The organism is Nocardiopsis gilva YIM 90087 (assembly GCF_002263495.1).
GTDB lineage: Bacteria > Actinomycetota > Actinomycetes > Streptosporangiales > Streptosporangiaceae > Nocardiopsis_C > Nocardiopsis_C gilva.
The window spans coordinates 5,344,773-5,357,430 of sequence record NZ_CP022753.1 but is presented as its reverse complement, the minus strand read 5'-3'; the positions used below and the strand labels follow the sequence as shown (position 1 = coordinate 5,357,430).

The window sequence follows — 12,658 nt, the reverse complement described above, 5'->3', positions numbered from 1 at the left end:
AGGCGGGGCCGATTCGTAAGGTGGACGCATGAGTGACGTCACAGCGCAACTAGTCGACGCCAAACAGCGCGAGCGGCTGTTGCGCAGATTCGGTAGCAGGGCCGACGACTGGCTGGCCGGGCTCCCCGACCTCGTGGACGACCTTGCGGCGGAATGGAAGCTCACGGTGCTGGGCCCGGCACCGCACGGCAGGACATCGGTCGTGGTGCACTGCCGCCGCATCGATGGCAGCGCCGGCATCTTGAAGATCTCCCCCGACCCCAGGCTCGGCTCCTCCGAGGCACGCATCCTCCGGATCTGGGAGCCCACGGGGCGGGTTCCGGCGGTGTGGGAGGTCGACGCGGAGCGCGGCGCCGTCCTACTGGAGGCCATCGGAACGGGCCGCACGGTCGCCCTCAACGGCGTGGTGCCGCCGATGGAGACCATCGGCGCTCTCATCAGCGACCTGCACTCGGCCGATGTCCCCCGCGACGAACTGGGCGAGCTGCATCCCCTCATCAGCAGGATCAACTTCGTTTTCGACATGTGGGATCGGTACCGCCAAGAGGGCGCCGCCGCCGACGTCGTGTCCGCCGCCCTCGTCCACCACGGCCACGCCCGCGCGCGGGCACTGGCCCACGGCGAGGACGACATCGTCCCGCTCCACGGCGACCTGCACCCCGGCAACGTCCTCGACGGTGGACACGAACGCGGACTCGTCGCCGTCGACCCCCGCGCCTGCGTCGGCGACGCCGCCGCCGACGCCATCGACTGGCCGCTGTGGAAGGCCGCCAGCCTGGAGGAGGTCGAGCGCAGGATCGCCGTACTCGCCCCGGTCATCGGGGTGCCCTCCGACCGCCTGCTCGCCTGGTGCAGGGCGTGTGCCCCCATCTTCGCGGTGGCCCTGGCCAACCGCGGCCGCGCCGACACCGACGAGTTCCGGATGCTCTTGGACCTGTGCGCCTGCTGACGGCCCTCCCGGGGACCCAGCAGTGCCGGCCCACCCCCGCCCACGGTTCGCCGCCCCCGCGGGGACGGCGGGCCGCCTCCTATCACGGGCGCCGCACCAGTGTCACGGCTCCCGTCCACAACCGGACGCCGCGTGGACAATTCCACGGCGCGTGGGTTTTCGTTCAGACCCGGTGAATCGGCACGACGCGGTCGATCGTCAGACTGCGACGCCATCGCCGTTCACTGCGGGCACTGTGTGCCCCAGGGCACCGTCTGAGACGACAGCGGAGATCGAAGGAGACCCATGCGGCACTACGCGGCGGCTTCGCGCCGGATCGCCCTGACCACACCCGTGATCGTTCTCGGCCTGCTGGCGGGCGCCGCCCCGGCGGCCGCCGAACCCGCCACCCACGACGCGACGCGGCAGGAGAGACCGGTGGATTCCATCGTCGAGGTTCCCTGGATCATCGCCCACCGCGGCGCCTCCGCCTACCGGCCCGAGCACACACTGGCCTCCTACTTCCTGGCCGTTCGGATGCGCGCCGATGTCATCGAACCCGACCTCGTGCCCACCTCCGACGGCCACCTTATCTCGCGGCACGAGAACGAGCTCAGCGACACCACCGACGTCGCCGACCACCCGGAGTTCGCCGACCGCCGCACCACCAAGACCATCGACGGCAAGCGGGTCACCGGCTGGTTCTCCGAGGACTTCACGCTCGCCGAGATCAAGACCCTGCGCGCCGTCGAACGCCTCCCCGACATCCGCCCGCGCAGCGCCCGCCACGACGGCAAGTACGAGATCCCCACCTTCGAGGAGGTCCTCGACCTGCGCGACGCCGTCGCCGCGACGACCGGACGCGACCTCAAGGTCATCCCCGAGATCAAGCACGGGGCGTACTTCGACTCGATCGGTCTGGACGCGGAGCGCAAATTCGCCGAGATCCTGGACGAACGCGGCCTCAGCGACGAGGACGCCCCGGTCGTCGTCCAGTCCTTCGAGCCGGACAGCGCCCGCGAGCTGAACGACCGGGTGGACATCCCGGTGGTCCAGCTCATCGGCGGCCACCAGCGGCACCTGACCACGCCCGAGGGACTGGACGAGATCGCCACCTACGCCGACGCCATCGGCCCGACCATGCGCTGGGTACTGCCGATCGGCGACGACGGCCTGGCCGGGGAGCCGACCTCCCTGGTCGCCGACGCCCACGACCGCGACCTCCTGGTCACGCCCTGGACCCTGCGCAGCGAGAACGAGTTCCTCCCCGCCGGGTACCGGAAGGGCGACGACCCCACGGCCTACGGCGACTACCGGAGCTACTACATCGCGGTCCTGCGGACGGGCGTGGACGGCGTCTTCACCGACAGCCCCGACCACCTCTACAAGGTCCGCCGGGAGCTCCTGAGGGAGAAAAAGTAGGCCCCGCGCCCCGGGATCGCCGGGGCGCGGATCCGGTCGGGCCGGTTGGCGCCCCCGGGCCTGACCGAAACGCCGCTGTCTCGCTTCGCGTGAGGGCACTTCCGCCGTGCGGGCGTTCGGAGCTCATCAGTCGCTGATCACGGGGATTCTGTCGAATTTCGCCGGTATTTGGACAGAATCCCCATGAGCATCGCGGGAGGGGCGGACGGGGGCAGGGGCGGGCCGGTCAGCCGTCCTTCTCGAACCGGTAGCCCATGCCCGCCTCGGTGATCAGGTGCCTGGGGTGGGCGGGGTCCTTCTCCAGCTTGCGGCGGAGCTGGGCCAGGTAGACGCGCAGGTAGTTGGTCTCGCTCTGGTACGCGGGTCCCCACACGTCGTGGAGGAGCTGGCGCTGGCTCACCAGCCGACCCGCGTTGCGGGCGAGGATCTCCAGGATGTGCCACTCGGTGGGGGTGAGCCGAACCTCGCGGCCGTCACGCGTCACCCGCTTGGCCCCGAGGTCCACGGTGAACGTCGGAGTGTTCACCACCGGGGCCTCCTCGACGTGGACCGAGCGGCGCTGGGCCGCGCGGATACGGGCGAGGAGCTCGTCCATGCCGAAGGGCTTGGTCACGTAGTCGTCGGCACCCTGGTCGAGCGAGCGCACCTTCTCACTGGCCGAGTGCCGCGCCGACAGCACGATGATCGGAACCGAGGTCCACCCGCGCAGCCCCTCGATGACGTCCCCGCCCTCCATGTCGGGCAGGCCCAGGTCGAGCAGGACGACGTCGGGCGGCTGCTTGGCCGCGATGCGCAGGGCCGACGCCCCGTCGCCGGCCGTCTCCACGTCATAGCCCCGTGCCCGCAGGTTGATCCGCATGGCTCGGACGATCTGCGCGTCGTCATCGACGACGAGTATTCGCATCACGCATCCTCGGTTTCCGTGACTCTGTTCGTGTTGGTGCCGGACGGGGCCGTCGAATTGGTGGACGGCTCTCCCGAGACGGCGTCCCCCGTCCTCGTAGTGCTACCCACCGGCTTCGCTGTGGCGTTGGCAAATGTGAGGACCATGGTGAGTCCGCCGCCGGGGGTGTCCTCGGCGACCAGGGTGCCGTCCATCGCCTCGGTGAACCCCTTGGCCACGGCGAGGCCGAGGCCGACCCCCGTGCCCCGGGGCGCGTCGCCGAGGCGCTGGAACGCCTCGAAGATCCGGTCCTTGGCCTCGTCGGGCACCCCCGGCCCGTGGTCGGCGACCCGCAGCTCGACCTTGTCGCCCAGGGCGCTGGCGGCGACCCGCACGGGGTCCGCGCCGGCGGGGTTGTACCGCACCGCATTCTGCACGACGTTGGCCACGGCGCGCTCCAGCAGACCGGAGTCGACGCGCACGCGCGGCAGGTGGTCGGGCACGTCCACCCGGACGCTGTCGGGCGGCAGGCCGATCAGGGTCGCCGGGACGACCTCCTCCAGACCGACCGCGCGCATCTTGGGGCGCACGGTGTCGGTCTGCAGACGGCTCATGTCCAGCAGGTTGCCGACAAGGCCGTTGAGCCGATCGGTGGAATCCTCGATGTTCTCCAGCAGCTCCGCCCGGTCCTCCTCGTCCAGCGCGATCTCGGTGGAGCGCAGGCTGGAGACGCTGGCCTTGATCGAGGTCAGCGGGGTGCGCAGGTCGTGGGAGACGGCCGCGAGCAGGGCGGTGCGGATCTTGTTCCCGGCGGCCTGCCGCCGGGCCTCGGCCGCGTCCCCGACCAGCCGCTGCCGTTCCAGCGCGATCCCGATGTGGGTGGCGAAGGCCCCGAGGATCCGCCGGTCGGCCGCGGGAAGCATGTGCCCGCGCAGCGCCAGCGCGAGCGAGTCGCTGACCGACACCAGCGCATCGGCGTCGTCGGGGGACATGCAGGGCGTGTCGCCCACCGATTCCAGGCACCGCCACCGGCTGCTGTCCAATTGCTCCAGCAGGGCCACGGACTGCTGCCCGAAGGTTTCACGGATTCGCTGCAGCAGCGCGGGCAGGGGTTCCTGGCCGCCCAGGACGCTCCCGGCGAGCAGGCTCAGCGTGCTGGCCTCCGCGCGGGCGCGCGCGGCCTGGACGGAGCGGCGTTTGGCCAGGTCGACGACGATCGCGACGAGCGCCCCCACCACCACGAAGATGATCAGCGCGATGATGTTGTCGGGCTCGGTGATCGTCAGCCGGTGCACCGGCGGCGTGAACAGGATGTTGAGGAGGAAGCTGCCCCACAGCGCCGCGGCGAGCGCGGGCCACAGGCCGCCGATCATCGCCGCGATGACGGTGAGGCAGAGGAAGAGCAGGATCTCCGTAGGCAGACCGACCTCGGCGAGAAACGGCAGGTGCAGGAGTCCGGCGAGCACAACGGGGGCCAGCAGGCCGGTCACCCACCCCCAGATCAGCCGGAGCCGCCCCAGGTTCCCGGCCAGCGGCGGCAGCAGCCCCCGCCCGCGGCCCACCTCCTCGTGCGTGACGATGTGCACGTCGATGTCGCCGGACTCCCGGGCGACCGTCGCACCGACGCCGGGGCCGAATATGTACTGCCAGTTGCGCCGACGGGAGGAGCCGAGCACGATCTGGGTGGCGTTGACCCCGTGGGCGAACTCCAGCAGCGCCGTGGGGATGTCGTCCCCGATGACCTGGTGGTAGGTGCCCCCGAGCTGGGCCAGCAGCTGCTTCTGGTAGGCCAGCGCCTCGGGCCGGATCTGGGTGAGGCCGTCGCTGGCCACCACGTGGACCGCCATCAGGTGGCTGGGCTGCGGCTGCCCGCCGCGCGAGCGCGCGGCCACCCGGGCGGCGCGCCGGATCAGCGTCTCGCCCTCGGGCCCGCCGGTCAGCGCGACCACGACGCGCTCGCGCGCCTCCCAGGTCTGCCGGATCTTGTGCTCGCCCCGGTAGCGGGCGAGGCCCTCATCCACGCGGTCGGCGACCCACAGCAGCGCCAGCTCGCGCAGCGCGGTGAGGTTGCCCTCGCGGAAGTAGTTGGACAGCGCGGCGTCGACCTTCTCCGCCGGGTAGATGTTGCCGTGCGACATCCGGCGGCGCAGCGAGTGCGGTGACATGTCGCACAGCTCGATCTGGTCGGCACGGCGGGCGATCTCGTCGGGGATGGTCTCGCGCTGCCGCACGCCGGTGATCTGCTCGACGACGTCGTTCAGCGACTCCAGGTGCTGGATGTTCACCGTGGAGATGACGTCGACACCGGCGTCGAGCAGCTCGTCGATGTCCTGCCAGCGCTTGGGGTTGCGCGTGCCGGGGACATTGGTGTGCGCCAGCTCGTCGACGACCGCGACCTTTGGAGCTCGGGCCAGCAGGGCGTCGATGTCGAGTTCCGCGAACTCGGACCCGCGGTGCGTGATCGTGCGCCGGGGCAGCACCTCCAGGCCGTCGAGCAGGTCGGCGGTCTTCTGCCGCCCGTGGGGCTCGATGAACCCGACGACGATGTCCGTGCCGCGATCGGCACGGCGCCGCGCCTCGCTCAGGGCGGCATAGGTCTTGCCGACCCCGGGCGCGGCGCCGAGATAGATGCGCAGTTTTCCACGTGCCACGTATACATTGTGCTGCTTTTGGTCGGATATTCCGACTTTTCTATGGAAGAGGCCGGCCCGGGGCCGGGGAGCCGCCGACTCCCTGGCCCCGGCCTCCGCTCCACCGCTGATGCGTCGGAGACCGAAGCTGTTCGACATCGGTGCCTACGCTCGCTCGATCGCGTTCGCGGGGAAGCACATCAGTGCGCGTCCTCCAAGGCCAGGTTGAGATCGATCACATTGACGCCGGGCTCCCCGATGAAGCCGAGGGACCGTCCGACCGTGTGCTCGGCGACGAGTTTCTCGACCTCCTCGACGGACATCCCGCGGGCCGCGGCGACGCGCCGTGTCTGTATCGCGGCGTAGTCCGGCGAAATGTGCGGGTCCAGCCCGCTGCCGCTCGCGGTGACGGCGTCGGCGGGAACCTCGTCCTCGTCGACGCCCTCCCGGTCGGCGACCTGGGCCTTGCGGTCCTCGATCTGTTGCAGCAGCTCCTCGCTGTTGGGGCCGAGGTTGGACGCGGAGCTGGAACCGCCGTCATAGCCCTCGTCCCCGGCGGCCGAGGGTCGGGTGTGGAACCACGCGTCGCCATCGAAGTTCTGTCCGATGAGCGCGGAGCCGACGACCTCTCCCTCGTCGTTCCGGATCAGCGAACCGTTCGCCTGGGACGGGAACAGCAGCTGGGCGATGCCGGTCATGGCCAGCGGGTAGATGAGCCCGACGAGCACCGTCATGACGATCAGGATGCGGGCCGCGGCGCCGTACTGGCGCAGCCAGGTGGGTGTGGTGGGCATGATCAGGCCAATCCAGGAATCAACGCGACGACGAGGTCGATGAGCTTGATGCCGACGAACGGGGCGATCAGGCCGCCGAGCCCGTAGATCAGCAGGTTGCGGCGGAGCATTCGGGCCGCGCTCATCGCGCGGTAGGCGACACCCCGCAGAGCGAGTGGAACGAGCAGCACGATGATGACGGCGTTGAAGATCACCGCCGACAGGATCGCCGACTGGGGGCTGGCCAGCCCCATGATGTTCAGCGCCCCCAGGCCCCCGTAGCCGGGGATCGCGGCGAACATGGCGGGGATGATCGCGAAGTACTTCGCGACGTCGTTGGCGACCGAGAAGGTGGTCAGCGCGCCCCGGGTGATCAGCAGCTGCTTGCCGATCGCCACGACGTCGATCAGCTTGGTCGGGTCGGAGTCCAGGTCGACCATGTTCCCGGCCTCCTTGGCCGCGGTCGTCCCGGTGTTCATGGCCACGCCGACGTCGGCCTGGGCGAGCGCGGGGGCGTCGTTGGTGCCGTCGCCGGTCATCGCGACCAGGCGACCGCCCTCCTGCTCCTTCATGATCAGGTCGAGCTTGTCCTGCGGAGTGGCCTCGGCGAGGAAGTCGTCGACTCCCGCCTCCCTGGCGATGGCCGCGGCGGTGCGCGGGTTGTCGCCGGTGATCATCACCGTGCGGATGCCCATGGCACGCAGCTGGTCGAAGCGTTCCCGCAGGCCCTCCTTGACGACGTCCTTGAGGTGGACGACACCGAGGACGCGCGCGGCGTCCGCCGTGGCCTCGGCCACGACGAGCGGCGTGCCGCCGTCGGCGGAGATCTGGTCGACGATGGCGGTGACCGCGGGGTCGTATGCCCCGCCGTTCTCGTCCACCCAGACGCGCACGGCCGCACCGGCGCCCTTGCGGATGCGTCGGCCGTCGAGCAGGTCCATGCCGCTCATCCGGGTCTCGGCGCTGAACGCGATGGGGACGGCGCCGGTGGAGGCCGCCGACAGGTCCCGGCCCTCCAGCAGCATCTCGCACAGCGCCACGATGCTGCGGCCCTCGGGCGTCTCGTCGGCCAGGCTCGACAACAGCGCGGCTTCGGCCAGCTTCGCCTGGGTGACCCCGTCGATGGGCAGGACCGCGTGCGCCTGCCGGTCGCCGAGGGTGATGGTGCCGGTCTTGTCCAGCAGGAGCGTGTTGACGTTGCCCGCCGCCTCGACGGCGCGCCCGGACATGGCCAGGACGTTGCGCCGGACCAGGCGGTCCATCCCGGCGATGCCGATGGCGGACAGCAGCGCGCCGATGGTGGTGGGGATGAGGCAGACGAGCAGCGCGACCAGCGTCAGCACCGACTGCGACTCGCCCGACCAGGTGGCGAACGGCTGCAGGGTGACAACAGCCAGCAGGAAGCAGATCGTCAGTGACGCCAGCAGCGCGTTGAGCGCGATCTCGTTCGGCGTCTTCTGCCGGTCAGCCCCCTCGACCAGGGAGATCATCCGGTCCAGGAAGGTGGCGCCGGGCTCGGCGGTGATCCGGACGATGATGCGGTCGCTGAGGACCCGGGTGCCGCCGGTGACGGCGCTGCGGTCGCCGCCGGACTCGCGGATGACCGGCGCGGACTCTCCGGTGACCGCCGACTCGTCGACGCTGGCGACGCCCTCGATGACATCGCCGTCGCTGGGGATGACGTCGCCCGCCTCGCATACCACGCGGTCGCCGACGGTGAGCCGAATCGCCGGGACGACGGTCTCCTCACCGTTCTTGAGCAGGCGGGCGGTGGTCTCCTTACGGGCCTTGCGCAGCGTGTCGGCCTGGGCCTTGCCGCGGCCCTCGGCGACCGCCTCCGCCAGGTTGGCGAAGACGACGGTGGCCCACAGCCACACCGTGGTGACGATGGCGAAGACGCTCGGGTCGATCACGCAGTAGGCGGTGGTCAGCACCGAGCCGATGAGGACCACGAACATCACGGGCTGTTTGACCATGACCCGCGGGTCCAGCTTGGCCAGCGCCGTGGGGAACTGGGCGGCCAGCGCGCCCGGGGAGAACGTGCTCGGGGACGTGTCGTTGCGAGCGGGGGTGTGTTCGGCGGTCTGCTCGCGCGGCCGCACGGGGGTAGCAGTGTCAGCGTCAGGCATTAGCTCAGTGCCTCCGCGATCGGTCCCAGCGCCAGCGCGGGGAAGAACGTCAGACCGGTGATGATGAGGGTCGTCGCGACGACCATGGTGACGAAGAGGGGCTTGTGGGTGGGCAGCGTGCCCGCGGTCTCGGGGGCCGGTTGCTGCTGGGCCAGTGACCCGGCCAGCGTGAGCACGAAGACCATGGGCAGGAAGCGGCCGAACAGCATGGCCATACCGATGGCGGTGTTGAAGAAGGAGGTGTCGGCGCCCAGGCCCGCGAACGCGCTGCCGTTGTTGTTGGCGCCGGACGCGAACCCGTACATGACCTCGGCCAGGCCGTGCGGCCTGACGTCGGCGTTGGCCATCGAATCGACCGTTCCGGGAAGCGCCATGGCGACGGCGGTGCCGACGAGCACAAGGGTCGGCGTGGTCAGCACGAACAGGGCGATCATCTTGATCTCGAAGGACCCGATGCGCTTGCCCAGGTACTCGGGCGTGCGGCCGATCATCAGCCCGCCGAGGAAGATGGCGAGCATCGCGAGGATGAGCATGCCGTACAGGCCCGAGCCGACGCCGCCGGGTGTGACCTCGCCGAGCAGCATGTTGAACAGCAGCAGGCCGCCGCCGCTCGCGGTGTAGGAGTCGTGGAAGGAGTTGACCGCGCCGGTGGACGTGCTCGTGGTGGACGTCGCGAACAGCGCGGACAGCCATTCGCCGAAGCGGACCTCCTTGCCCTCCATGGCGGCTCCGGCCGCCTCGGTGGCGACGCCCTTGGCCTGCAGCTCACCGGCGATGGTTCCGGCCAGCGAGACCAGGTAGACGGCGCCCATCGCGGCCAGGATCGCCAGGCCGTGCCTGTGCGTTCCGGCTCCGGCGCGGGCGACCAGGGTGCCGTAGGTGCGGGTGAGGGAGACCGGGATGACCAGCAGCAGGAAGATCTCGAACAGGCTGGTCCAGGAGGTGGGGCCCTCGAACGGGTGCGCCGAGTTGGCGTTGAAGAACCCGCCGCCGTTGGTGCCCAGCTCCTTGATGACCTCCTGGGAGGCCACCGGGCCGCCGGGAATGGTCTGGGTGCCGCCGTCGATCGTGCCGTAGACGGTGTGCGGGTCCAGGTTCTGGATCGCGCCCCCGGCCACCAGGATGAGCCCGCCGACGACGCAGATCGGCAGCAGGATGCGGACGACGGTGCGGGTGAGGTCCACCCAGAAGTTGCCGAGCAGTTCGGTCCTGCGCCGCACCAGGCCGCGCACGAGCGCGATGGCGACGACGATGCCGACGGCGGCCGACACGAAGTTCTGCACGGCGAGCCCGGCCATCTGGGTGAGGTGGCTCATGGCCGCCTCGCCGGAGTACGACTGCCAGTTGGTGTTGGAGGTGAAGGAGACGGCGGTGTTCCACGCGCCGTCCGGGCTCATCGGGGACATCCCGATGTTCAGCGGCAGCCACTGCTGGACGCGCTGGAGCGCGTACAGGGCCAGCACGGACAGCAGGGAGAACGCCAGCACGCCGCGGAGGTAGGCCGACCAACGCTGCTCGTTGTCGGCGTTGACCCCGCAGAGTCGGTAGACGATCCGCTCCACCCTCAGGTGGCGCTCACTGGAGTAGACGCGCGCCATGTAGTCGCCGAAGGGCACGTACACGACCGCGAGCACGGAGAACAGCAGGGCGATCTGCAGCAGCCCCGCCACGGTGTCCGACACCTAGAACCTCTCAGCCTTCACGAGGGCGACGACCAGGTAGACCATCAGGGCGGCAGCGATGGCCAACCCGACGATTTCCAGTACGGAGGTGGTCACAGGCGGTCCACCCCCCTCGCGATGAGCCCGACGATCGCAAAGCACACGAGGGTCAGGCCGACGTACGCGACGTCGAGCATGAAACCGATTTCCCTTCCGCCCACGCCGGGGGAGCGCCTTTCGCTCAAACCGCCACCGGTAGGGCCAGATGCGATTGAACTGGTCATACCGGGCATTGATCGCGGTCTTGATGCACCTCTTATGGCCGCAGGGGTGACCTTGACGGCCCCTTAATAAGTGGAGTGGCGGGGTGATGGGTCCTTCGTTGATCTCGGCGATATTGGGGTAAAAATCGCCCGTGAGACCCCAATATCTCCGAGATCAACGGCAAGGGGTGGGGTGGTCAGCCGCGCGGCGGCAGCCCGCGGAACGCCGGCGGGCGCTTCTCCTGGTAGCTGGCGATGCCCTCGGCGAAGTCCGGGGTGTCGAACACCGGCGGCATGAGCGCGTCGGCCTCCGCCGTCGCCGCGTCGAGGCCGGTCTCCAACGCCCGGTAGATCTGCCCCTTGATCGCCGCCATCGAGGCGGGGGAGCACGTAGCCGCCAGGGTGCGGGCATAGTCCAGGGCCGCCTCCAGCACCTGCTCGGTCGGTAGCGCCCGGTCCACCAGCCCCATCCGCTCGGCCTCGGCGCCCCGCACCACGCGCGACGAGAGCAGCAGGTCCAGCGCGCGGCTCGTCCCCACAAGACGGGGGAGCTGCCAGGCGACGCCGTACTCGGCGATCAGGCCCCGCTGGCTGAACGCCATGGTGAACTTGGCGTTGTCGGCGGCGAACCGCAGATCGGCGAAGAGCGCCACCACCAGACCGACCCCGGCCACCGGCCCGTTGATCGCCGCGATCACCGGTTTGCGCAGCGTGGTGGGAAACGAGAGCGGTCGCGTGCCGTGCTCGAAGGTGCCCGGCTCGACCGAGGCCAGCGCCTCCATATCCGCACCCGCGCAGAACCCGCGCCCGGCCCCGGTGACCACGATGGCGCGCACGGCCGGGTCGTCGTCGGCCTGGTCCATCAGGTCGAAGAGCCGCTTCTCCATGACGGGGTTCCAGGCGTTGAGCGTGGCCGGGCGATTCAAGGTGAGGAGTAGGACGCCGTCCCGCTCCTCCCGCAGGACCTGGCTCTCCGGATCACGGGCCCACGCGGGCGTCTCGGCCATGTCGCCTCCTCGTCACGGGTACGCGGCGGGAGCGATCCTACCCATCGGTAGGGTGACGCCCGTCACTCGGGGTGCGTCGTGGGCGCCCCGAACCCGCCCACCAGGACGGTCGCGTCGTCATGCCGTTTGCCGCGGATGACCCCGCGGCGGTGCTCCTCGTCGCGTACCCAGGAGATGAGCGACGCGGGACCGTTCTTGTGGAGGTGCAGCCAGACCTGCTCCCAGGTGTGGCCGTAGTACTCGACCAGCCGGGTGCAGCCGTCGGTCATCAGCGCGAATCGCCCGTGAGCGCTGGCGGTGGTACCGGTGAGCGCCGCATAGGCGGCCTCCGTCCGGGCCCCGGCCACCCAGAACCCACCGGGCGCGTTGCGCGCGGCGCGCACCACCTCACGGGTGTAGGGGCGCCCGCCGGGCAGGTGGTCGAGGCGGTCGTCGGACACAGCGGTCACCCGGCCGTCCTCGGTCGCGAAGAGCACCGCGGAGTCGGCGAGGACCAGGTACTCCAGCTGGATGTCGGTCCGGCCGCGGCCACCAGGGCGCGCGTCGGTATCACTACGGCGCACGATGGCGACGGTGCTCGACGGACTGTCGGGGTTCTCCAGATCGCAGTCTCCGCCGTGCGCGGCACGCGTGCGCTCGATCGCGGCGGCGAGCACGTCGGGCAGGGGAGGACGGTGCTCGGCGCCCAGCTCCGCCGTGAGTCCCCAGGCCAGCCGGTCGACCAGCCAGCCGACGCCGTGTCGGCACCCGCTGTCGACGCCCGGCGGCGCCGTCGCCCCGTCGAGGACGAACGCCCAGTCCACCCCCGCGGCCACCCGGTCCTCGTTGACCGCGCCCTGACCCTGTTCACTCGCGTATCCGATGCGCACGGTAGGCCAGCGTAGGGCGGAGGGCGCGGCGTCGCCGGGAGTCCCCGGAGCGAAACCCGGCCGCCACCGCCGGGAGAGAGGAGAGAGGGGCAG

10 protein-coding genes are annotated in these 12,658 nt (G+C 70.5%); 2 read left to right on the top strand and 8 right to left on the bottom strand.

From position 1 onward, the window contains the following. Positions 1-28 precede the first annotated feature (28 nt). Positions 29-949, top strand: coding sequence for an aminoglycoside phosphotransferase family protein (locus CDO52_RS23480; RefSeq protein WP_017621732.1), 921 nt, complete (start codon positions 29-31; stop codon positions 947-949). A 285-nt stretch (positions 950-1,234) separates the two neighbouring features. Beyond that, a complete protein-coding gene (locus CDO52_RS23475; RefSeq protein WP_094932707.1) occupies positions 1,235-2,350 on the top strand; it encodes a glycerophosphodiester phosphodiesterase family protein in 1,116 nt (371 codons plus the stop codon). Positions 2,351-2,576: 226 nt separating this feature from the next. On the opposite strand, the gene CDO52_RS23470 is transcribed toward CDO52_RS23475, so the two are convergent. The 8 genes from CDO52_RS23470 to CDO52_RS23435 all read right to left on the bottom strand — a co-directional run bounded on the left by CDO52_RS23470 (position 2,577) and on the right by CDO52_RS23435 (position 12,565). Continuing rightward, positions 2,577-3,254: a response regulator gene (locus CDO52_RS23470; protein ID WP_017621730.1), complete on the bottom strand. Its 678-nt coding sequence runs from the start codon at positions 3,252-3,254 to the stop codon at positions 2,577-2,579. After that, positions 3,254-5,884, bottom strand: coding sequence for a sensor histidine kinase (locus tag CDO52_RS23465; RefSeq protein WP_017621729.1), 2,631 nt, complete (start codon positions 5,882-5,884; stop codon positions 3,254-3,256). The genes CDO52_RS23470 and CDO52_RS23465 overlap by 1 nt, the downstream gene beginning before the upstream one ends. Positions 5,885-6,063: 179 nt before the next feature. After that, positions 6,064-6,657 (bottom strand): K(+)-transporting ATPase subunit C, encoded by a 594-nt coding sequence (gene kdpC / locus CDO52_RS23460; protein WP_017621728.1) that lies wholly within the window; start codon positions 6,655-6,657, stop codon positions 6,064-6,066. A gap of 2 nt (positions 6,658-6,659) precedes the next feature. After that, positions 6,660-8,765: a potassium-transporting ATPase subunit KdpB gene (gene kdpB / locus CDO52_RS23455; RefSeq protein WP_051060946.1), complete on the bottom strand. Its 2,106-nt coding sequence runs from the start codon at positions 8,763-8,765 to the stop codon at positions 6,660-6,662. Continuing rightward, complete coding sequence (gene kdpA / locus CDO52_RS23450) at positions 8,765-10,447, bottom strand: potassium-transporting ATPase subunit KdpA (protein WP_017621726.1); 1,683 nt, start codon at positions 10,445-10,447, stop codon at positions 8,765-8,767. The genes kdpB and kdpA overlap by 1 nt, the downstream gene beginning before the upstream one ends. Next, a complete protein-coding gene (kdpF, locus tag CDO52_RS23445) occupies positions 10,448-10,543 on the bottom strand; it encodes a K(+)-transporting ATPase subunit F (RefSeq protein WP_017621725.1) in 96 nt (31 codons plus the stop codon). A gap of 343 nt (positions 10,544-10,886) precedes the next feature. Further along, entirely contained in the window at positions 10,887-11,696 is an 810-nt protein-coding gene (locus CDO52_RS23440; RefSeq protein ID WP_017621724.1) for an enoyl-CoA hydratase-related protein, read from the bottom strand. A 62-nt stretch (positions 11,697-11,758) separates the two neighbouring features. Beyond that, positions 11,759-12,565, bottom strand: coding sequence for a protein phosphatase 2C domain-containing protein (locus CDO52_RS23435; RefSeq protein WP_017621723.1), 807 nt, complete (start codon positions 12,563-12,565; stop codon positions 11,759-11,761). Positions 12,566-12,658: the final 93 nt, after the last annotated feature.

Excerpts from the sequence above, each read along its gene's own strand:
- CDO52_RS23480 (WP_017621732.1), top strand. The coding sequence starts at position 29 with ATGAGTGACGTCACAGCGCAACTAGTCGACGCCAAACAGCGCGAGCGG.
- CDO52_RS23475 (WP_094932707.1), top strand. The coding sequence starts at position 1,235 with ATGCGGCACTACGCGGCGGCTTCGCGCCGGATCGCCCTGACCACACCC.
- CDO52_RS23470 (WP_017621730.1), bottom strand. The coding sequence starts at position 3,254 with ATGCGAATACTCGTCGTCGATGACGACGCGCAGATCGTCCGAGCCATG.
- kdpC (WP_017621728.1), bottom strand. The coding sequence starts at position 6,657 with ATGCCCACCACACCCACCTGGCTGCGCCAGTACGGCGCCGCGGCCCGC.
- kdpB (WP_051060946.1), bottom strand. The coding sequence starts at position 8,765 with ATGCCTGACGCTGACACTGCTACCCCCGTGCGGCCGCGCGAGCAGACC.
- CDO52_RS23440 (WP_017621724.1), bottom strand. The coding sequence starts at position 11,696 with ATGGCCGAGACGCCCGCGTGGGCCCGTGATCCGGAGAGCCAGGTCCTG.